Here is a 23126-nt window from a genome sequence, read left to right on the forward strand (position 1 = left end):
GGTGTTGATTTCTTATTTTATTGGGAAAGTAAAAGAATAATACACTAATAATTTGTCAATCATTGGAGGATATTTCTGAATATTTTGTTTTAAGATGTCATGAGTAAACGCGTTATATTGGCCAGTTTAATGAACATGTTATTACTCAGGGTAACAAGGAATGTATATGCGCCATTTATTAAAAATTGCAGTTTTGCTGACTACAACTCTACATTCGATATCAGTCAGTGCAAATGAATATGCCCAATATGATGAAAGTTACCTTCAATTTCTGAATGAAGAGGTGTCATATTATTGTTATTCCGAGCTAGAAAATCTTATTCTTAGTTCAAATTATCCACCCGCCGTAAAATATAAAAAGTCTTCCGATAGAGTCTCTATGGATGCCAGTTATCAAGACGAAAATATATTAGAAATAGGCATAATCGACAGTTGTAGCGATTATCTTCCGGGAGAGCAATTACAAAGGCCAATAGGCACTTTAAGTTATTTACTGAGATCAAATACGTTATGGACGACAGATAGTGATGGTCGGAAATTAAAGCAATTGGCGTTTGATAAAAAGTTAGGGGAGCAATATCAAAACTGCATTAAAAGAGAACAGTTTTGCTCTCAACGGCGCGAGCAGATCGGCTCTGAATTTTTTTCACCTAAATCAGATACATGGGTGGTCGTTGGCGAAAAAAAAGCATATTTCCACTCCGCTCCAACACCAGAATGCAAGAGTAATATTAATTTTGTAATACCTAATGATAAGGTGAAGGTTTTTAATCAACTAGCTAACTCTATGATTGATGATGAGGAAAATGAATATGTCTTTGTAAGTTATGGTAGAGCGAGAGGTTGGTTAAATGTGGAATCCGTATCCAAGCCTGAGGATATCTATTATAAGCTTGAGGAGCCATCAAAAGGGAATTATAGAGTTAAAGAAAAACGCCTCTACTTTTATGAAGACCCAGCCTTAGCTTGCGAAAAACCTGGACAGCCTTATGTCATTGAAGGGGATTCAGTATGGCTATTTAGTGCGCAAGAGTTTCCCGGTTTTGCTTACGCAAGTTACACTAACCCTAATACTGGAACGTTTACAACAGGGTGGCTACGGATTAATGGGCTAGAGAAAGAATAGAGTCAGCCTATAGAAATTGAAATAATAAATGAATAGAGCCATGGTAAATAGCGTTATATCTATTTAGCCACGGGTTAATATCTTAATGGGCATTTACTTTTTATCAGTATAAATCTGGCAGGGATAGTATTGGTAGAAAGAGTATTCACAACTTTTGTGAGTTTGACTTGTGCTAAATAATAATTCGCTTTTTCTTTATCCATAACAACGTCATATCCGTGATCATACATATAGGCTATATTTTTAAAGGCGGTGTTTTCGAGAGTATTTTACCAATGAAATAACGTATGGCTCCTTTTTGACTGTTGGATGAGCTTTATGCCGATGTAGGGAGTCACTTGAAAACGGTATTCGAAAATTTGCAGTGCCAGAGATGACGAGTAGAAACCGCAAAGCAGATGCAAATAACGACCATGGAAAGACTTTTAAGAGTATTGTCTGTAAGAGGAAAAATTGACATTCTGCCATGGTCGTTTAATTTCAATCGGTTTAGCGTTGAATTAACTTAACTTCCTGTAAACCAAATAAAGCCACCCATTGTTATAACTGATAAAATGGTACTCCAAAATAGTGTTGATGCCATTTCTTGTTCCCTTGTTTTATATTCCACCGCAAAAATAACCGCTATTGATGCTGTAGGGATAGCCAGTGTTACAGACACTAAGCCTCGCTCGACATGAGGTATATGTAACGCCATCATAATTACCAGTATAATTAAAGGTAATAGAATATTTTTACTCGGAACATTTATGATAACAGATAGAGAAAAACTCACTTTTTGTGCATAGAGAACAGCGCCTACAGCAAATAATGCCACTCCACCAGTTGCTTGACCTAATAAAATAAATGAACCTTTTAAAAACTTAGGCATATCCAATCCAATCAGTAATAAAATAAAAGCTAGGATAGGTGCCCATACGACAGGTTGCATTAACGCATTTTTTATACTGTTAGCAACAATTGAAAATACACTTTTCTTATTTGTTGATGTGTTGTCAGAATCGCCACCAACTAAAAAGACTAATGCTAATGGAACCTGAATTAAATTCATTAATAAGCTACCGACGGCAATTGCAATATCAGCATCTGTAGTAAACAGAACGCCTAATACAGGGGTTCCAACAAAAGGTACAGCAGGACCGGCAATAGCAATGGAACGTAATGCGGCTAAACGAGCGCTAGATTTGAAGATGAAGCGGGAAATAAGGAAAACAGCAAGAAACCCCACCACCATGCCCACGAATATCCACAAGAAAACATCAACGTTATTGATTACTTCTGTTAATGGAGTACTTAATATTCCTGCAAATAGCAATAATGGTAAGGCATACAACATAACCATTTTATTTAATATAGTGGCTTGATCCTTATTGAAGTCATGTCGATACCCTGCAAAATATCCGAGTAAAAGAGTAACCACAATAGGCAGTAACGCTGTAATAATAGTATCTAACATTAGATAACCTCTTTTATACGCAAAAAAGGCGCAATAACACGCATTGCGCCTCAAGTTTATTTAATTACAACAAAGGAGGTGTCGTAGGAATAATAGGAACTTCAATCACGGTAGGAACTGAACGTGAAAATGCCACCTTACATATTTGGCTTATCTCATCTATTGTTTCAGCACGTACGCCAACACAACCATAACCTTTAGCTAAAGAAGTGATATCTATATCAGGCAAGTCAAGGCCCGGAACGCCTGGGGAATCTTCTAATTCAGCAAAGGATTTCAAGATCGCATATTCATAGTTTCGTGGTACAACAAACAATATAGGTAGCTTAAGTTGAGCAGCTGTCCATAGGCCTTGAATTGAATATTGCAAAGAACCATCACCGATAATGGCTAGAACAGGACGATTTCTACCGCTATCTCTTTCTGCTAATGCGATACCAATACTTGCGGGTAAATTCCAGCCAAGGCTTCCGCTTGCAAAAGTGTAGAAAGAGTCTGGCTTATCAATAGGCCATGCGGTATGCAATTCACCAAGATTAGAGGGTGATTCTTCGATTAATACAGTATTTTCGGGAGTAAACTCACGTAACCCTTGAAATAATTCTAATGCAGAAAGCTGTTGACCTTTATGTGGTAATGGCGGTGCTGCTGGGTGAGGTGACATTCTGTGATGTTGTTGCGGAACTTTAGGCGGTGTTATTGAGCGTTTTGGCACTAGATTGAGTAATGCTTCCAGTGCTAACACCGGGCTAGATAACAAACTATCACCAACAGGAGCTCTTCCAGATTCATTAGGGTCATCAGTAATATGCAGTAATTTTAACCCCTCGGGAATATATTCGCCTTCCACATAAGGATAATAGCGAAATATCGGTGCGCCAATAACAATAGCGACATCATAGCCTTTCAATTTTTCTGATAACGGTTGAATAGCAAAAGGCAATCCGCCAGCATAAAGAGGATGGTTCTCAGGGAATGAGGGCACCTCTGACGCGGGGGCACTGAATACATGGCAATTCAATTTTTCTGCTAATTGAATCCCAATATCCCAGCCTTTCCCTCGAGCAATACCAGAACCATATATAAGTGCTGGATTTTTAGCCGTTGATAGCTTATCGGCAAATTGAGAAATCCGGATAGGGTCTGGCGCAAATTGTGATGCAACAGTGCGTACTACAGCATCACCTAATGCAGGTTTATCCCAATCATCTAGCGGAATGGATAAAAAAACAGGACCAGCAGGTGGTTGTAATGCCATTGCATAAGCGCGCATAAATGCAGCGGGTACATCTTCTGCTCTGACAGGTTCATAGCTCCATTTTATCCAAGGTTTAGGCAGTTCTGTTGGTGAAACGTTGGTTAACCAAGGTTCCATTAACAACATTTCACGAGTTTGGTTACCCGCAGTAATAATTAATGGTGTTTTATTCTGTGCCGCAGTCATAATATTACTCATTGAGTTACTTAGGCCTGCGGAGGTATGGACGTTGACGATAGCTGGTTTTCGAGTCGCCTGAGCATAGCCGTCGGCAGCACCAACCGCTGATGATTCGTGTAATGTTTGAATGTAACGAAAATCTTTAGGGAAATTTTTTAAAAAAGTCTCCTCTGTTGAGCCTGGGTTACCAAATAAAGTCGTTAGTTCAAGCTGACGTAATAAATCAAAGGTGACGTCACGGATAGTTTTTGTCTTCATATCGTACTAATTCCTTAAATCAATAAAAGTTAATATTGGTCATGCAGGTTCTAGCTAAATGAAAAACAACAATGGCATTTTGAAGAGTGTTAACTATCTAATTTCGTTTAGTTGCTTGATTATTTATCATAACACCAGTTATTTAAGATGTAATGAAGTTATAATATTTTAATATTAACTCTATTGATATTTATAAACATTAACGCAATCATTAATAGATTTGTTTTAGATTTAATAACTATTCACTTTTGATTATTATTTATTGAGTGGTTTTGTTTGATAAGGTGTAAAGATTAATTCAAATAAACATAATGTTGCGTTTATTTTTTCTATTTATGATTGCTTTTCTTATAGGCTAATTTTATTTTTTTATATCTTATAAGGTGTTTTATCAGTTGGTTTTTTATTTAAGTAAACATTATCCATAAAATCAATCATATTCATTTAACTGTGCTATTTATGAATTTTAACTGTTTTTATCGGTGCTGCATCACTGATTGCTGTATATTGGGAATAATTAATTCTTTTTCCATCTAATGCATTAAGATAACGTAAATTAACATTAACTTTTAACAGATGAACCGATAATTGCTTTTGATGGATTAAAATAAAAATGGAGGTCAGCTTCGCTGATTTTGAGAAGTAATATTGGGCTCACTGTTAAATGTGTACATATTGAATCAAAGGTAATTCATATGATAAAACCAGTATCAACCACAAAACTATCACAAGTATCTGCATAGGCAGTTGCAGAAGCTACGAGTATTAAAGTAACCATAGGAAATCGGTGCATAATATCCTTTTAGGTTTATTCAATAGAATTAAAACTAAAATCTATCGCTATTAAAGGGATATTTCATTTAAGAAAATTGGGGATGAGTCGATTATGGGGACAGGGGTCCCCATATTTGGTCATAATGATTAAATAACAAACAAGTCCATAAACGCATTGACCGGCATCGCTTCAAGCAATGGTTTATCAAGTGATGCAGCAAGAATTCGTCTTTGTTGCGTTTCAGGGAACTGACGTGCCAGATTGGTTCTGTATTTCTTTAATAGTAGAGGGATCCCTTCTTTACGGCGACGTTTGTGGCCAACTGGGTATTCGATTAATACTTCATCAAGGCATTGACCATCTTTAAGCTTAATCGTTAACCCATTGGCGATAGAGCGCTTCTCTGGATCATGGTAATCCTGTGTGAAGCTAGGCTCTTCACGGCAAACTATTTTGCTACGTAAGTTATCAATACGTGGGTCATTAGCAATATTATCTTCATAGTCAGCAGCGGTTAAACGCCCAAAAATCAGTGGGATCGCAACCATATATTGAATACAGTGGTCTCGGTCAGCTGGGTTATTAAGTGGCCCTTGTTTATCAATAATCCGTACACAAGCTTCATGGGTGCGTATCGATACGCTCTCAATATCATCAGCACTTTTACCAAGTGATTTTAATTGCTCATGCAGTTGTAATGCAGCTTCCACCGCAGTTTGTGCATGGAATTCAGCAGGGAACGAAATTTTAAACAGCACATTCTCCATAACATAAGAGCCATAGGGGCGTTGGAAACGGAAAGCTTGCCCATTAAACAGCGCATCATAGAAGCCCCATGTTTTTGCGGTTAGTGCGCTGGGATAGCCCATTTCACCTTTTTGTGCCATAAGAGCTAGCCGAACTGCTCGAGAGGTTGCATCCCCCGCAGCCCATGATTTACGTGAACCTGTATTTGGTGCATGTCGATAAGTACGTAAACTGTGGCCGTCAATCCAAGCGAGGGATACCGCATTTAATATCTCTTCGCGATTGAGTCCTAACATCTGTGCTACGACGGCGGTAGAGGCTACTTTGACTAAAATAACATGGTCAAGCCCTACCTTATTAAAGGCATTTTCTAAGGCGATACATCCTTGAATTTCATGTGCTTTGATCATAGCGGTGAGCACATGCCGAATTGTTAAAGGTGGTTTACCTTTTGCGAGCGCTTCTCGCGATAACCAATCCGCGACCGCGAGAATACCGCCTAAGTTATCAGAGGGATGGCCCCACTCAGCGGCAAGCCAAGTATCATTAAAATCTAACCAGCGGATCATGGTGCCAATATTGAAAGCGGCCTGTACAGGGTCGAGTTGAAATTGCGTGCCAGGTACTTTTGCGCCATTAGGCACGACCGTACCTGGAACGATAGGACCGAGCAATTTTTTACATGCAGGATACTCGAGCGACTCCATACCGCAACCAAGTGTGTCTAGAAAGCAATAATAGGCGGTGTCATAAGCTAAGTCAGAGACGATGGGATATTCGGTGACATAATCGACGATATCACTGATCACTTTATCGAATTCTTGCTGATTTAAGGTAGCTGTTGTCATTGATATGATCCTTATTAACGCTGTTCCATGCGAGTAAATAGTTTGTTTTCTGGGCCAATATAGTTAGCAGAAGGGCGAATAATTTTATTATCTTGGCGCTGCTCGATGATGTGTGCAGACCAACCTGCGGTTCGTGCCATAACAAACAGTGGGGTAAACATGACGGTCGGAATTCCCATCAAATGATAAGTGACTGCGGAGAACCAATCTAAATTCGGGAACATATTTTTTTCACGCTTCATCACCGACTCTAAATGGTGCGCGATATCATAAAGTTGACGGTTTAAACTTTGCTCAGACAGTTGCAGTGCTACCGATTTAATAATGGGGTGACGGGGATCTGCAAGGGTATAAACGGGATGACCGAAGCCGATGATCACCTCTGATTTAGCGAGGCGTGCCATAATATCGCGTTCGGCTTCCTCAATAGAGGCATAGCGTTGTTGTATCTCTAAAGAAACCTCATTTGCTCCACCATGCTTAGGCCCACGTAATGCTGCGATTGCTCCTGTTATTGCAGAGTAAAAATCGGTGCCTGTTCCGGCAATGACACGAGCAGCAAAAGTGGAGGCATTAAATTCATGTTCAGCGTAGAGAATAGAGGCTATGTGCATGAAACGTTCCCACTGCGCTGGTGGCTTCTTACCGTGTAAAAGATGCAGAAAATGTGCGCCAATCGACTCATCATCGGTTTCTGTTTCAATTCGGCGTCCATGATGGCTAAAGTGATACCAATACAGCAGCATGGAGCCGAGAGAGGCAAGTAACCTGTCAGCAATCTCTTTGGCTCCGGCTAATGTGTGCGCCTCTTTTTCAGGTAAAACACAACCCATGACAGAAACGCCTGTACGCATCACATCCATGGGATGGGCATTTGCAGGGATTGATTCTAAGGTTTGTTTTACACTGGCGGGTAAGCCCCTTAATGCCTTTAATTTTTCTTTATAAGCCGTTAACTCAGAGCTTGTGGGGAGCTTTTCATGAATGAGGAGGTAAGCGACCTCTTCAAATTCACACTGAGTAGCGAGATCGTGTATATCATAGCCTCGGTAGTGCAAATCATTGCCATTTTTACCGACAGTACAAAGTGCGGTATTCCCCGCCGCGATACCTGAAAGTGCAACGGATTTTTTGGGTTTAAATTGCGATGTGTTAGAAGTGTTCAGTTGTTCAGTCATCGGATCATCCTTTGTAGGGTTTACACAACGTGTTTTATTGAATTAATTATTTCTGTTGTGAAAATAAGGCATCTAATTTTTGTTCATAATCGTAATAGTTAATACTTTGGTACAACTCGTCACGGGTCTGCATGATTGGCACAACACTTTTTTGCGTACCCTCTTGACGTAAAGTGGTATAAACCTGCTCTGCGGCTTTATTCATCGCACGGAAAGCAGAAAGGGGATACAGCGCAATCGCAATGCCAACACTGCGTAACTCATCAAGGGTAAAGAGTGGGGTTTTCCCAAACTCAGTCAGATTGGCAAGGACAGGTACTTGAGTATGATTGACGAATTGTTGATACATGCTTAATTCGGTTATTGCCTCAGGGAAGAGCATATCAGCCCCCGCTTCGATATAGGCATGCGCTCTTTCTAGAGCGGCCTCTAACCCTTCAACGGCGAGAGCATCAGTCCGAGCCATGATCACAAAATTATCATCAACACGCGCATCGACCGCAGCTTTAATGCGATCAACCATCTCTTGTGTAGAGACTATTTCTTTGTTTGGTCGGTGACCACAACGCTTTGCTCCGACCTGATCTTCTAAATGTAGGCCGGCTGCACCTGCTTTATAGATAGATTTCACTGTCCTAGCGACATTAAATGCGGAGGGGCCAAAACCAATATCGGCATCTACCATTAAAGGGAGATCACACACATCGGTGATGCGCCGAATATCAATTAAAACATCGTCTAAAGTGGAAATTCCTAAATCGGGTAAGCCTAAAGAGCCAGCCGCTACGCCACCACCAGAAAGATAAATGGCTTTGTAACCTGCACGCTGGGCAAGTAAGGCATGATTGGCATTGATCGTGCCAACTAGCTGTAGAGGTGTTTCACTATCCAATGCATTACGAAACGCTTGTCCGGCTGAAATAGATGACATAGAAAGCCTCATGTTATCAAAGTGCTAATAAAGTGTAGCTGAGTTTGTTTTAATTATGCGTAGCAAGTGCCGTGCCATAATCGCCGAATAATGGGATAATTATTTTATTTATTGAAAATCAATTAGATGTGAATAGTGTTGTTTTTGTGAGCTAACTTGGAGTTTTGTATAAAGCCATTGCGTTGTTTCAATGAAACAGTGCTAATGTCTATTGAAACATTATATGAAACGTAATTGGGTTTCAGGATCAAACTTATGCAAAAACCAATTATTTGGACAGTTTCTGTCTCTCGATTATTTACACTATTTCGTGATATCAGCCCAGAATTTAGCGCTCAAGCGGAGATAACACCACTCAATATGGGGTTTGAGCAGGCGGCAGAAGAGGTGCGTGAACGGCTCAAAACCGGGCATTGTGATGCAATAATTAGTGCTGGTTCAAATGGCGCTTACTTAAAAAGTCACGTATCGGTTCCGGTGATCATCGTTAAAGTCAGTGGATTCGATGTGATGCAAGCGCTCGCGAAAGCACGTGAGATCAGTCATAAAGTTGGCATTATTAATTATCAAAAAATTATCCCTTCATTAGATGAGTTTCAAAGAAACTTTGGTTTGCGCATTGAACAACGTAGCTATATCACCGCAGAGGATGCGAGGGCGCAATTAAAGTCATTAAAAGCCATGGGGATCAATGTGGTTGTTGGTGCAGGGCTGATTATGGATCTTGCCCAAGAGTTGGGAATGACGGGGATCTTTATTTATTCAACCGAAACAATACGCCAAGCTTTTTACGATGCTATTGAATTAAGTCGCATTTCTTACGATCAAAAAACCACACCAATCGGTTATCAGCCAGAAAACACAACCAAGGTACGACATACAATCAATGACTTAATTGGTGCTTCCCCTTTAATGGAACGAGTACGCCAAGAGATTATGCTTTACGCGCGCTCTGAGGCAACAGTGTTAATTCAAGGGGAAAGTGGCACAGGGAAGGAAATGGTGGCGCAAGCTATCCATCATGAATATCGATTATTTAATCAGCATAAAAGAAAGGCACCTATGCCATTTGTTGCTGTCAACTGTGGTGCTATCCCTGAAAATTTATTAGAAGCAGAGCTATTTGGCTATGAAGAAGGAGCATTTACTGGCTCTCGGCGCGGAGGGCGAGCAGGTTTATTTGAAATGGCAAATGGCGGCACCTTATTTTTAGATGAAATAGGGGAAATGCCATTAGCGTTGCAAACTCGGTTGTTAAGGGTATTGGAAGAAATGACGGTGGTACGTATTGGCGGATATCGCCCATTACAGGTGAACGTCCGTGTCATTTGTGCGACCCACTGTGACCTTGATAATTGGGTAAAAGAAGGGCGTTTTAGAGCCGATTTATTTTATCGACTGGGTGTTTTACGCATGAAAGTACCTTCATTACATGAACGCGGAGAGGATATCTATATGCTAGCAGAGCGGCTACTAAAACTGGCATTTGCTGGCTTACAACAATCACTGCCCGCATTTAGAGTTCAGCAACTATTTAGTTGCCGTGATTTTTTTAAGCACTATTTATGGCCGGGTAACGTGCGTGAATTACGCAACTTAATGGAACGAGTGGCGTTATATTGCAGCGCATATCCAGATAAAGCGATTACGCAAACGATGTTGGTAAGTTTATCGCCTGAACGTGAAACGGTGACGGCGGATTTTACACAAGCTAAGCAAGTCGGTGCCTCACTTTCTGAGGTGATGGATTATTTTAAAGGGGATAGACAAGCCGTTGCACGTTATTTAGGAATAAGCCGCACAACATTATGGCGGAGATTAAAACAGGAAAACGAACAAAATTAATTCAAACGACGTTAATTGCCGATAAATACGATTTTCAATTATAAAAATGAATAAAAAAGATAATTAATCCTAGTAAGTATCTTTAATGATCAAATGGCGCAGCACAATATTGTAATAAAATATTTTTTAATAGATAACCAATAAAATTTATCAATACGAGTGTGGTTAAAATTCAATCAATCAGTGCTATTGCTTTTATTGAAAGGGTTGCTTTTAATTTGTTGTTTTAAAAAGTGTTTTTATTTTTATTGCCTTTGCGGCCAACAACACTTTCCCAAGAAAAATTGTGATTTTTCTCACATAAATATTTTTACTAGTGAGCATTAGTTTTTCTCATTTTAATTTACCTCATTAAAGTTCTATATTGCCGCCAAATTAGTCTTACCATTTTTATTTAAACACCTGCACTAGTCGCCGGACTGGGTATCTTTTGGGTACTCAATATTGCCGCGTGGCCCCCCGATGAATGCAGCGCAGAGACTCAAAATAATTCAATCTGTAGTTAGTTGGCCAAGTCTGAATGGTTAAGTGCATTAAGTAACAATGTGACTAGTGCGAATAAACCCAGTCAACAATGCTGTTATTTGAATGATGGCGAGTCATTATTTATTTTGTCAGTGGGAGAGTAGGTCGTGAAACAGGCCTCTACATTAATGCGCAAACAAGACAGTACATTTGTACCTGTCGCGGGCTTGACCATTTTTGCAATTGCTTCGGGGTATCTAATGAGCCTTATCCCATTATCAATGGGTGGCTTTAATATCGATACAAGTTATGCGGGCTGGTTAGCTAGTGCCTACTATATTGGTTTATTAATTGGGTCAATGATGATCGAACCTATTATTGCTAAAATAGGTCATCGTCTCTCATTTATTGCTTTTTTATTAATGTTGGCGGCAACCGTGGTTATTTTGCCGTGGACACCGAACATTTCTGCTTGGTTACCAAACCGTTTGATTGCGGGGATTGCCGTCGCTGGGATTTTCGTGGTTGTTGAATCGTGGCTCCTGATTGGTGACAGCCCTAAAGAGCGAGCGAAACGCCTCAGTTTTTATATGACATCTCTTTATGGTGGAACCACATTAGGGCAGTTGGCTATTGGTGTTATTGGCACTCAAGGCGCTTATCCATTTATGGTTGTGCTTGGGCTATTACTGCTTGCCGTTTTACCACCACTGTTATTTCGTCAGGGGCAACCAGCATGTGATTCGCATCAAAAACTATCATTGAAAAAAATTGCTCGTCTCAGTAAGCCTGCAATGATTGGTTGTATGACATCCGGAATTTTGATGGGAACAATTTATGGGTTAATGCCTTTATCATTAAAAAATGGCCCATTTAACACTCAACAAGTGGGTGTGTTGATGGCATCAATTATTCTAGGCGGTATGCTGATCCAGCCAGTCGTCAGTAAACTATCAATTATGATGAGTAAAACGTTGCTGTTAGCGATGGTGTCGTTACTGGGGGTATTTGCAATGGGGATTATTTATATCTCTAACGATTACCTTGTGATGATAGTCGCATTGGCGCTGCTGGGGATGTCTTCGTTTGCACTATACCCAATTGCGATTACGTTGGCCTGTGACAATTTAGATTCTTCTTATATTGTTGCGGCAACTCAAGTTATGTTGTTTAGCTATAGTGTGGGATCTGCTGTGGGTCCATTAGTCGCTGGAACCTTCTTAGAGCAACATAATGGTTTGGTTAACTTCTTCTTTATTGTATTAACGGTTACAACTATTTATATGCTTATTGCCAGTGTGCGTCGCAAAGCGGGTGTATTGGCAAATTAACTATAATGTTTAAGCCAAAAGCCGTGTTGTTCATTGAGTTAACACGGCTTTTATCGATTAAATAGGGCTATTTCTTTTTATTAAAAGAGATAGCCGCTAATGTTTCACCAACCTCAATATTACCTGTCGCCCCAACAATGCGTTGTTGCCACATTTCCCCTAGTCGAAAATCCCATGATAAAGGTTGAATGACTGTGCGGCCCGCATTTGGTGCAAATGTCAATTCGCTAAAATATAATGTGTCTTCTGACATCAAAAAATCAGCACGGCAATAGTCAAAAGGGCTGACAAGCCGCTGAGCCAACCTTAGCATCTCTTGGAATAACGGAGGCTCTGCAACGGGCTCTAACATATTCGGATAGCCAAATGTCACAGGTTGCAGCTGCCATTGCGTATCATAGATATTAATAAACTCATTACCCAACTCATCGCTATAGTCGATCTCTGCGTACATTGGTTTACCTGCAAAACAGTGGATACGACAGGTCTCGGGAATGAGCTTTCTATTTTTGTTTGCAAACAGATCAATATATGATTCACAAATTATTTTGGCTTTAATATTTTTATAATGCCGTTCACGCGTGATGTAATACAAATTTTTCATTAAATGAAATGAAAGCTTGTCTTTCGCTTTTTGTAGATTAAATTGTGCTTTATTGACACAAATAACACTACTACCACTATCATGATTACATTTCAATACGAAACGTTCTGGTAATTTATCAATATTGATTTCATTAACGTCATTATAGGTGGCTAAAATTGGTACTAAATATTGGTCCCCAATTTTTCGAGAAACATATTCCCTGACTGCCAGTTTATCGGCTAATTGTGTATATAACGGATTTCGGTCATATATCATCCGATAATTGACTTTCTCATTAAAGCTTTTGGGAGTATCAAAATTAGGGGTATAACCGATTTTTTTTCTAAACTTATTAGTGAGATAGAGCTTATCGCTGATAACTACCGAACGTAGTTTTTTGAGTAAATATTCGACTTTTTTCATATGAGTCGCCAACCATTCTTTATGTTATTTTTAATATTTTTTTACAATTTGAAATTGTTTGAAGATTATATTTCTTTAAACATAAATAGATATTAAATATGAGGGCTATTGTTAATAAATCTGCTTTTATAATTAATTTTTTCTTAAGGTTGCTTTTAATATAAACAAAAACCCAATAACCTTAACTCGTCTAAGGTATTACACCTAAGATTTATCCTTTTTTATATCAAAATTCATCGTTTTATTTTTATACTCAATAAGTTGAGCCTAGAGATAAGTTATCGTATCACCCGTAACCCCGCTAAACCTTAAGAAATAATTTAATTCGAAACTATTAGTTAGCTAATCAATGATTAACCATCTATATTTAAAACGTAAAATTAATCAAATGTATGATGAGGTAACAGTGATGAAAACTAACGAATTTTCTCAGCCTTATTTATTGCTACTCGATATAATCAACCCTGCAATAACACAGTTTAATAAAACAACGAGGGAGACTCACAACCTCGTTGAAGGGTTGGGTGGTACGCCTGATGGTATAGATGTTGATCCTGTAAGACGTTTGATTTACTGGAGTAATATGGGAGATGACTTTGATGCTGATGACGGCTCTATCAATGTGATGAATTTTGATGGAACAGCCAGAAAGATGCTGATAGGCAATGGTCAAATCAGAACGCCAAAACAGCTTCAACTTGAGCAACAATCACAACGATTATATTGGTGCGACCGAAAAGGAGGGAAAATTAGTTCATGCAAAACCGATGGATCCGATTTACAAACTCACGTTGAACGACCACGCAATAATCAAGGTAAAGTCGATATATTAGACCAATGTGTGGGAATTGCCCTCGATGTTGCAAATAATTGGCTCTATTGGACACAAAAAGGTACTGCAAAAGGTGGGCTAGGTCGTTTATTTCGAGTGCCATTACAGCCAAAAGCCAATTATCATCCATCCGATAGGAAAGATATTGAATTATTACTCGACAAGCTTCCCGAGCCTATTGACCTATTAATTGATGAAGAAAAGCAAATTCTGTATTGGACAGATAGGGGCGGGGAGCCAAATGGTAATAGCCTAAATTGTGCGGAAATGACAGAGCATGGATTGGCTAATTATCGAGTGATTTGCCGAGGTTTTAACGAAACTATCGGCTTAACGTACGATAAAAGTGCTCAATTGATGTATATTGCCGATTTACTTGGCGGGGTTTATCAGGTCACTTTAGCAACTGGCAAAGTCGATAAACTACATCAAGGTAAAGGTTATACAGGTATAGCACAGTATTCGGGTTAGGTATGACCACTTTTATGCGTTTTTATATGGTATATAAAAATAAATTAAAGTATTTCTATATTGACTGATCCTCTTGTCCACCATTATTCACAATCAAGTTTATTTAATGGTGGGCGGAAAGAGAGATAAGGCCTGTCGAGCGACTATTTTGTTTTATGGTTATCAGTCGTCACCCATTTGGATAGAATAATTAAGCCTTCATGCACTGTAAAACCATTACGGCGATAATAACTTTCCGATGGAAAACCTTTCTCAGTATTTAGAATAATAGCGTTAAGGTTGCATGTAACGCATTGCTGTTCGATATATTGCATAAATGCACTGCCTAGCCCTTTACCCTGAAAATCAGGATGAATAAATAGCTCATCAATATAGTATTCAACCCCTTGATTCCATGGTTTTTTAAAACCAAGGCAAGCACCAACAATGCGCTTTTCTACCTGTATAACATAACCCATAAAATAATTATTACCTAAATGATGGGTAATAAACTCAATTATGGGGTGATGTGATGGCCATTGTTCAAACCAAGGAGCAGAGCTGTAGGTTTCACAGTAAAGTTTTGCGCACTCTTCAACCATTTCGCTGGTTAAAGTAATAAAATTAGCAGGAGGTAGCATGTATATCATCACCGTATTATTTTTTATTGTAATAGTTTATCAACAGAGTCGCACTATTAATACGTTTTAAATGCTCTGTGAGTGATAATAAGAATGGTGTATTTTATACTGATTAATAGATCTGGCTATGTTAGTAATAATGGTAGAATGGGGGTGTATTCGAGTCGTTATATGAAATTAATTTTAATATTTGTATGGATATATAGCTAAAAAATAATTATTACTTTTTCTCATCATAGCCTATTGAAAATGAATATTCATTATTTTTAAAGTGAGTCTACAAACACGTTTCGAAGATAAGAATAATCAGTGAAGTTGTTGAAGGTCTATTTGTTATATGTGAGTTATAATAATTTCTTTTAAATAGGTTTTTATTGCCTTATAGTTATTATTGAATTAGAGTTTGAATTAAACCAAAGGGGATGGATATGAAAAGATGGTTAGTGATATCAATGCTATTATTATTGAGTAGTACTGTATTAGGCGCTACAGATAGATATGATGATTATTTATCTAGAATAAATAGTATTTGTAAAAAACATCCTGAGCCAGCAAATTGTGAAGATGAGGTCAATATTCTTTTACAAAATGTGCTTATGAATGGTGACATACTCTCACGGTGTGAAAAAGAGGAAGAAACGGGAACAATGTCTACAGAATGTAAAAATTTCGCTGACTTTTGGATGTATTTGACCAAGTAATGATGTTTTTTAATGAGGAAAAGGCTTTAGCATACATTACATTTTTCGTAGTCTTAAGCCTGAGAGGGATAACATATTCTGGAAAATATTTGGAATATCAATACAAACCTGATAATTTTACTATACAGTAGATAAATATTGTGACTTGATTATGAATTAAGGTTCTGGGTATTAATTAAAATTATAATGCGGTCTGATAAACGTTATTTTTAAAACTATCTGCTGAAGGTTAATTTCTGAAAATAATCCGATGCAGTAACTTGTTGTTTGAATGGTATTAAGATAAAAAGTCATCTTTAATTAATTGATGACTTTTTATTTAATGAATTTTTAAATGTTGTATTATTTAGCCACTTTTTGAGAAATTAGAAGCCCAACGCCTGCACTAGCTAATAGACCAGAACAGGTGCGATTAAAAACCTTTTTAGCATTTGGTTTTCTTAGTAACTTCTTCATATGTAAACCTAACCAGGCATAGAGCATGATTGCAATGAATTCAAGTAACAAAAATAAAGAGCCAAGTGCTAGAAATTGGGATTCAGTTGGTAGTTGTGGATTAACGAATTGAGGAAGAAAGGCTGTGAATATGAGTATCGCCTTTGGATTTCCCGCTGCGACCAAAAATTCTTGCCTTGCTAATTTTATTATCGAACTATTTTTCTTGGTTTCTTCAAATTTGAACTCATCAGTTGGAGAGTTCCATAATTGGTATGCAAGCCATAGAAGATAAGCAACGCCAGCAAATTTGATTATGCTGAAAATGACTTCTGATGTCTGCAAGACAACAGCTAAACCAAATGAAGCTAAAATAAGCATAATCACAAATGCAAATAACCTACCAATTCCCCCCGCGCAGGAGTATGCAAAGCCATAGTATACTGCATTGTTAACAGAAAGCAGGTTATTAGGCCCAGGTGCTAGGTTCAAAGCAAAACAAGCAGGAATAAAAAGAAGTAAAGTTGAAAGTTCCATATCTGTCCAATAGTGTTTTTAATGTATGTTTGCAAACCAATCATACATATAAGCAGAATAACAATCATCTTGAAAGTCGCCCAGTGCGGCTTTTTTGTATCTGTCGACCCAGAATGACACACAACACTTCACGTTCATATAAGAGCCTTAAGTCGGATTTTTATTAACTTTAATCATAAAAGATGATATCGATAAAGCATTTTTTCTAGATAAAAAGTCAAATGATGTCATTATGGTTGTTACTGAATCAGAAAAAATATCTAACATTAAAGATATTGTTGAAGACTGTGAGCTTTATATTGTTGTTACAGATGACAATGAAAATTCAGTATAATATAAATGTACGGATGATAAAGGTAATGAACAAAAGTAATGAACAAAAGTACAGTACAAGTGGAGAGCCTATTCAGTGATTCCATATACGATTTATTTTATCTTAACCATATTGGGAATTGTTTTTTATTTTAAGATTAGAAATCAGTATTCCTCAAAGTTTAGACCAACTAGCACGTTAATATATGTACGACGATTTTTAATCGTTTATTGTTATATTGTTGGCGCATATGGTATTTATCTAACAACAAAACAGAGTGAAGAGACGATTGTTAATTGGGTGATGTTTGGTTATTCAGTCATTATTTTGTTATGCTATTTAAAAATGATATGGAAGCTAGAGTCTTTCCGTAGTAAACGGTAATCATCATGTCCTATTAGCCACTATAAGTTATTAGTGGCTTGTTTCTTATAGTGCATGTGTATTTAGTATGCATTCTAGGTAATATTACTGTTTGCTCAGCTTCTCTAACTTACTGTTTTTTTTAAGTTATTATTGCTGGCGGAGTCTGAATTCGTCGCGTAACTAAATGATTTTATAGTGCTAATGTTCAATTCAACTTTTCAAAAGTGCCTAAAAATATTTTGATTGATTTTTAGGTTGCTTATTGCTTAAAGTTGATATTTGTATATTGTATCCCTTTGGCTAGTAGCACACAATAGCGTTATTAGTCTTGCTGTTATAATCATAAATTCGTTAATACGAATTTATTTATACTAAATGAAAATTATATTCATTCTGTATTAATTTATTTCTTTATATTATAATACATGACACTTAATAATTAATTTTATGTACGTCAATAAATGCTTTTTGCTTGGTTTTCTAGATATTAGATAATTATCAAGTTAGTTGCTATCAGAGAGTTGACGGAATATGATAGTCTATTAATGGTAGTTAACCTGATAAACTAAGCTCAATACGCTTTTGGATGTTTTTAATTCAGGAATAGGTTATAGATCAAATGGCGTGGAATATGAGTATATGTAGGGATAGTGATCAATTAGAGTTAAGCCACATACTCCCTAGGTTTATATTTAAATATGCAAAGTTATCAGCACTAACAGGGCATCTTAGAAAAACTGAAAATCCAAATAAGATATCTCAAGATGGAAAGAAAGTTTATTTTCTTTGTAAGAAATGTGAATCTATTTTTAGTAGCTGGGAGAGTTATTTTTCTAAATAAATCTTTTATCCTTTAGAATATAATGAGAAAAAAGAGTTTGAATATGATTATAGGTTAAATAAATATTTAGCATCAGTTAGCTTTAGAGTTTTATCATATGTATATGAAGTTAATTTAAATTATTTTTCTTATGAGGAAAGTAAAGAAATAATTAAAGCCATTAAAAATTTGAGAGGTTATTTATTAGGTTATAATCCTCATCCTAAGGAACAGCGACAGTTATTGATTCTTTTAGATAAGACTGATGATAATGATGACTTAAATATATATTTAAATAAGGCTATTGAGTTTGACTTTGTTAAAGTGGGTAGTGAGTTATTTATTTATATTAAATATCTTAGATTTCTACATTTATGCCCTGTTAAAATAAATTCTAATAGAGGATGGAAAAGTGCTAGAATTAATAATAGTTCTGGTGCGCTCTCAGTAAAAGATCAGGAACTACCTAATTATATCCAAGATAAAATTAATAATTCTATGGTTTTTTTTCAAGAAAAAAGAACTCTTTATCTTCAAACCAAAAACAAAAAATAGAAAATAGAATAATCGAGTCATTATCTAGGGAAAAGTAAAATCAAACCCCACATATAATTTAACTATGAGGTTTGATTTCTTTATTTAATCCATTCTAATGGAATTAATCCATCATTCTCATATTTCCAACGCGCTGATTCATGAATGTTTTTCACGTCTCCCCATATGGTTCGATCAGCATGCTCCAGAACGATAATTTGAAAATTATAGTTATTTTCCTGAATAGCATGAGCTAGTACTTCAAATATTTTTTTTGTAGCACTAATATCATTTTCTCTAGTATTCTGTATGATTTTCATTTTATTAGCATCATCTAGAATATTGTCTCCAGATTCAGCACTTGGAAAATATACTTGACTAGGTTGATCTATGACTAAAAAACTGAATGGTGGCAATTTTTGATTTTCTTCTTTAGAAAAATATTCATGGAATGCTAAAAATGTAGATATATGATACCCCATCCAATTAGCGCCACTACCTATTTCCCAGAGATATTCATATTTTTTTAAAGTAGGGTGGAAGAAACTCAGTGTTAATTCTTTTTTATCAAACTTAATTTCCCCACTACGTTTAAGGTTAAATTTATCTGCATATTTCTCTATCAAATTATTGATTGTTAAATAGGTAGTATATTCATCATTATCAAAATTTTTATTTTCAAAATATTTTTTTAGGGGCGTCAATTCTTTGTTTATTTTTTTCATTTGCTCGCTTATATGGTTGTTATTACTTATTTTTTCAATAGATAGTAGTTTCTCTTGTATTTTCCCAATAACAATATAAATATTATTTAGTGAGTCCGTATTTTCTTTATCCATATTTTCCAAAGATATTTTTTTTATTCTTATTGAATGTAAATCACTTTGTAAATTTCTTAATTGTATTTTAAAATTGTTTAACTCTCTGTCTTCAATCGGGTTATCAAATAAAGCATCTGATAATGAGTTGATTGAATTAACTTTTTTCTCCAAATTATCAATTACTACATGCAATGATTCAGTTTTTGAACCACATGCAATACATTCATGATTTGGAGCTAATGTTTCTTTAAGCCACTCAAAACCAACGGTGCGTTTTTGTTCTCTCTTAATAGCATTAGTAAACTCTTTTCCTTTAGATAATAATTGTTCATAATTTATTATTTGCGTTTTTAAGTCATCAATACTTCTTTTTTTCTCTTCTCCTTGGAGGATCAAGTCATTTATTAAGCTGTTATGATGCTCATAATTTGTTTTTTTTAATACATCTAGAATTTTTCCGTCTAAGTATTTTTTATTTATGAATTTTAAATTGTTGATTTTTTCTTGCGTATCTATATTTTCTAAATTTGAAATTAAGCCTAATTCAATGCATTCTTGCCATAATATTTCAATTTCTAATTCCCAATTAGATAGAGCATTTCTATGAATTTCTAACTGCTTATTCAGTATATTTAGTCTCTTTTCTAGGTCACTGCGTTCCTTTTCTTTTACCATGTACTCACGGTCTATAATACCTAATGCAAAGGGCATCACTCTCTGTAATTTTTCTTTATTTTGGTAAGAATCAGCTTTAAAGAACAAAGTATAAGGATTAGCTACGATATGTTGCGGCAAAAAATTAAATGCAGCCATATCTCTGTAAGAGGCTCGGGAATCAAAACCGGGATTTTTATCATCATCAGATTGATGTAAATCGCTTAATTGAACTAGTTGATTAAATTTTTTTTTGAATGTAACCAAATTATCAGTAGCAGTTAATTCTGATGGTATTTCATCAGAATATGTTGAAAGATAAAACTCTTTACTAACTGACTTATTGTCAGGAGTTCTACGTGCTATAAGTCGTTCATGCCCTTTTATATTAACTTTTATACCAAACCATGCTACTGACTCTCTGATTATACCAACAGGTATTGCACATTTACTTGAACCTAAACAATAATCAATTATTGATATAATAGATGATTTTCCAGTTCCGCTAATTCCATGTATGATATTTACTTTATTCTTTTCAAAGAAAATTTCTTGAATGTTATTCTCAGAGTCAGATGGCCAAAGAATAAGTGAGTCTATCATGAATTTCATAGTTATTTCTCTAAAATTAAATTATAAACTGTTGGTGTATCCATATGATAAAACCAGTAAGCTAATCGCGTGATCGCACGAATCATATCTGAAGGTAATTGTGTCTTTATATTAGCAGGCCATTTTTTCTTGCTTCGTTGAAACAATATTTTGTTATTGTTACTTTCTCGTATTAGTAATCCAGATGAAACGGCTAAATTTAATCCTTGAAGTGTTATTCCTGAGTAGTTATTTACGCGATTTTTAAAATTGAATTTAATAAGAGGATTGTCTTGAATTACAGTATTTAAGGGAGTTGTTCTTTTTTTTGATTTTATGGTATCACAACTAAGTTTGTGCCAAATAAATGGAAGAATAAGTAAACATTGCATTAAATCAGGTCGGCGATTAGCAATGGATATTTTTTCATATTCCTCAGTAAATAGCACAAATAGAAAACAAGCAAAAGAACTATTGTTAATTATATTTTTATCTGTATAAAACATAGCTACTTATCCTTCTTATAATTATCATGCCAATAGATAAAATAATTACTTTCATAATCATTTGCTAACGCATGATAATTTCCAATCGTAAAATAAGAATTAGTTGTTTCATGCCCATTTATGGGAGCGTTATAATCAGGGTTTACTGTTTTAGAATATATATTTTGATAGTGAGGTAAATCTTTTCCATTACTATTAACTATTGTGTTTAAATTTATATTAATCCATCGATTATATAGCTGGTCATCACGATCTTCCCATGCTGAAATAGGTGTTTCACCTGCTTCTTGTAATCTTATCTTTTCCGAATAAAAGGCCCAGTAGTATTTTAACGCTAAATTGCATGCATCAGTATTATGGCCAATACTTTGTAATTGTTCTATAAAGATATGATTTTTTGAATTGTTATCATTGTTTAAATATTCTTGAAATGAAGTTTTAAAGAATGGTTGCTCAGTAAATTTTCTCCTTTTTATTTTATATATTTCATTCTCTAATAATTTAAAAATAGGATCTTTTGTTAGTAGAACTGGCTCTTTTTTTCTCCAAGATGTTTGGCATTTATCTACGATAAAACCGATCAGGGTTTGATAGAGATAGTTAGCATGTTCATTACATTCTGATGTTAAATGAAATAAATTAATTGTTGCTTGTTTTAGTGATTCGCCTGATGTAGTTCCATCATTATCAAGTAGGACAATGCATTTAATTAGATATTTTAAATCATCTTCAGGATAATTAATTACTTTTTCTGCGATTTCTTTTGTTTTTCCTGAAATCGTCTCTGCTTGATTTTTTAATTCTTTAATTGCTTTAATTATATCTTCATCATTTTCAGCAATTGAAATTTTTTTGGCTAGTGTTTTTTTTTCGACAGATTTATTTGTGACCAAACAATAAGTTATTTTTTCATACTTATTTTTATAATCATTTATTGTCGATAGCCATATATGTAGAGTGTGCCAAAAATTTTTATTGCTATCTTGATAGGGTTGACTATTTAAAGCGATTGAGTGTTTATCTTGCTCAAAAATGACATGCAGTTCACCATTGCTATATGTGATCTCTTCTACAACATCATCAGCAGTTTCAACGCTAAATACGGCTGAACTATGTTCGCTTGAAAATATTCGATAGAGAACTCGTTCTATCTGATAAAGAAAACCTAAAAATTTAGAACTTGCTTCTTGAGTTATCATCCTTTGATTATTACCTGTATAAAATCACGTGGTTAAATTTATTTAAATAAATTAACATCTCAATTTTTAGTATGTTCTTTACATTTAAGCGTAATTTTAATCTTTATGCAATCACATATTTAGTAGGTGATAAATGTTACAACTAGTTATTTAATAGATAGTAGGTGTATTATATTTTTCTCGGTTTAAGAGAGTCATCATCTGATGTGATTGCTATTTTTTCTGACGTAATATCATGTGGTTACATTAAGTTATTTTTATTCCTATAAGAGCTAGAGGTCAAGGCTAGATATATTAGGATCTAATATTTTGGGGTATG

General features: G+C 35.8%; 17 protein-coding genes. 6 read left to right on the forward strand and 11 right to left on the reverse strand.

Annotation, left to right across the window (positions count from 1 at the left end; translation table 11 throughout):
• Positions 1-166: 166 nt before the first annotated feature.
• Complete coding sequence (locus PR833_RS17390; protein ID WP_272526377.1) at positions 167-1126, forward strand: hypothetical protein; 960 nt, start codon at positions 167-169, stop codon at positions 1124-1126.
• A 505-nt stretch (positions 1127-1631) separates the two neighbouring features.
• On the opposite strand, the gene PR833_RS17395 is transcribed toward PR833_RS17390, so the two are convergent.
• The 5 genes from PR833_RS17395 to prpB all read right to left on the reverse strand — a co-directional run bounded on the left by PR833_RS17395 (position 1632) and on the right by prpB (position 8757).
• On the reverse strand, positions 1632-2582 hold the full coding sequence (locus PR833_RS17395; RefSeq protein WP_272526378.1) for an AEC family transporter: 951 nt from the start codon (positions 2580-2582) through the stop codon (positions 1632-1634).
• A gap of 64 nt (positions 2583-2646) precedes the next feature.
• The gene (gene mdlC / locus PR833_RS17400; protein WP_014656373.1) at positions 2647-4278 is read right to left on the reverse strand and encodes a benzoylformate decarboxylase; all 1632 of its coding nucleotides are present in this window, start codon (positions 4276-4278) and stop codon (positions 2647-2649) included.
• A 921-nt stretch (positions 4279-5199) separates the two neighbouring features.
• Complete coding sequence (locus tag PR833_RS17405; RefSeq protein ID WP_004921626.1) at positions 5200-6648, reverse strand: bifunctional 2-methylcitrate dehydratase/aconitate hydratase; 1449 nt, start codon at positions 6646-6648, stop codon at positions 5200-5202.
• A gap of 14 nt (positions 6649-6662) precedes the next feature.
• Complete coding sequence (gene prpC / locus PR833_RS17410; protein ID WP_272526379.1) at positions 6663-7826, reverse strand: bifunctional 2-methylcitrate synthase/citrate synthase; 1164 nt, start codon at positions 7824-7826, stop codon at positions 6663-6665.
• A 46-nt stretch (positions 7827-7872) separates the two neighbouring features.
• A complete protein-coding gene (prpB, locus tag PR833_RS17415) occupies positions 7873-8757 on the reverse strand; it encodes a methylisocitrate lyase (protein ID WP_040133335.1) in 885 nt (294 codons plus the stop codon).
• A 255-nt stretch (positions 8758-9012) separates the two neighbouring features.
• Between prpB and prpR the strand changes: the two genes are divergently transcribed.
• A complete protein-coding gene (gene prpR, locus PR833_RS17420) occupies positions 9013-10602 on the forward strand; it encodes a propionate catabolism operon regulatory protein PrpR (protein ID WP_004921616.1) in 1590 nt (529 codons plus the stop codon).
• A gap of 653 nt (positions 10603-11255) precedes the next feature.
• Positions 11256-12398, forward strand: coding sequence for an MFS transporter (locus PR833_RS17425; protein WP_004921609.1), 1143 nt, complete (start codon positions 11256-11258; stop codon positions 12396-12398).
• Positions 12399-12465: 67 nt separating this feature from the next.
• On the opposite strand, the gene PR833_RS17430 is transcribed toward PR833_RS17425, so the two are convergent.
• Positions 12466-13407 (reverse strand): ATP-grasp fold amidoligase family protein, encoded by a 942-nt coding sequence (locus tag PR833_RS17430; protein WP_014656368.1) that lies wholly within the window; start codon positions 13405-13407, stop codon positions 12466-12468.
• Positions 13408-13816: 409 nt separating this feature from the next.
• On the opposite strand from PR833_RS17430, the gene PR833_RS17435 reads away from it, so the two are divergent.
• Positions 13817-14710 carry a hypothetical protein gene (locus PR833_RS17435; RefSeq protein ID WP_272526380.1) on the forward strand — a complete coding sequence of 298 codons (894 nt, stop codon included), beginning with the start codon at positions 13817-13819 and terminating at the stop codon, positions 14708-14710.
• 143 nt (positions 14711-14853) lie between these two features.
• On the opposite strand, the gene PR833_RS17440 is transcribed toward PR833_RS17435, so the two are convergent.
• Positions 14854-15330 carry a GNAT family N-acetyltransferase gene (locus PR833_RS17440; RefSeq protein WP_004921602.1) on the reverse strand — a complete coding sequence of 159 codons (477 nt, stop codon included), beginning with the start codon at positions 15328-15330 and terminating at the stop codon, positions 14854-14856.
• Between the two features lie 428 nt (positions 15331-15758).
• Here PR833_RS17440 and PR833_RS17445 point away from each other — a divergent pair, with 428 nt between their 5' ends.
• Positions 15759-16031 carry a hypothetical protein gene (locus PR833_RS17445; protein WP_272526381.1) on the forward strand — a complete coding sequence of 91 codons (273 nt, stop codon included), beginning with the start codon at positions 15759-15761 and terminating at the stop codon, positions 16029-16031.
• 342 nt (positions 16032-16373) lie between these two features.
• Here PR833_RS17445 and PR833_RS17450 read toward each other — a convergent pair whose 3' ends face one another.
• A complete protein-coding gene (locus tag PR833_RS17450) occupies positions 16374-17003 on the reverse strand; it encodes a LysE family translocator (protein WP_004921590.1) in 630 nt (209 codons plus the stop codon).
• A gap of 1688 nt (positions 17004-18691) precedes the next feature.
• On the opposite strand from PR833_RS17450, the gene PR833_RS17455 reads away from it, so the two are divergent.
• Positions 18692-19057 carry a hypothetical protein gene (locus tag PR833_RS17455; RefSeq protein ID WP_004921583.1) on the forward strand — a complete coding sequence of 122 codons (366 nt, stop codon included), beginning with the start codon at positions 18692-18694 and terminating at the stop codon, positions 19055-19057.
• An 80-nt stretch (positions 19058-19137) separates the two neighbouring features.
• On the opposite strand, the gene PR833_RS17460 is transcribed toward PR833_RS17455, so the two are convergent.
• The 3 genes from PR833_RS17460 to PR833_RS17470 are packed head-to-tail and all read right to left on the reverse strand — an operon-like array spanning position 19138 to position 22807.
• Positions 19138-21123, reverse strand: coding sequence for a DUF3732 domain-containing protein (locus PR833_RS17460; RefSeq protein ID WP_272526382.1), 1986 nt, complete (start codon positions 21121-21123; stop codon positions 19138-19140).
• 2 nt (positions 21124-21125) lie between these two features.
• The gene (locus tag PR833_RS17465) at positions 21126-21608 is read right to left on the reverse strand and encodes a three component ABC system middle component (RefSeq protein ID WP_004921577.1); all 483 of its coding nucleotides are present in this window, start codon (positions 21606-21608) and stop codon (positions 21126-21128) included.
• 2 nt (positions 21609-21610) lie between these two features.
• Positions 21611-22807 (reverse strand): ABC-three component system protein, encoded by a 1197-nt coding sequence (locus PR833_RS17470; RefSeq protein ID WP_272526383.1) that lies wholly within the window; start codon positions 22805-22807, stop codon positions 21611-21613.
• Positions 22808-23126 lie beyond the last annotated feature (319 nt).

It is taken from the genome of Providencia sp. PROV189 (assembly GCF_028480065.1).
GTDB classification, from domain to species: Bacteria; Pseudomonadota; Gammaproteobacteria; order Enterobacterales; family Enterobacteriaceae; genus Providencia; species Providencia stuartii.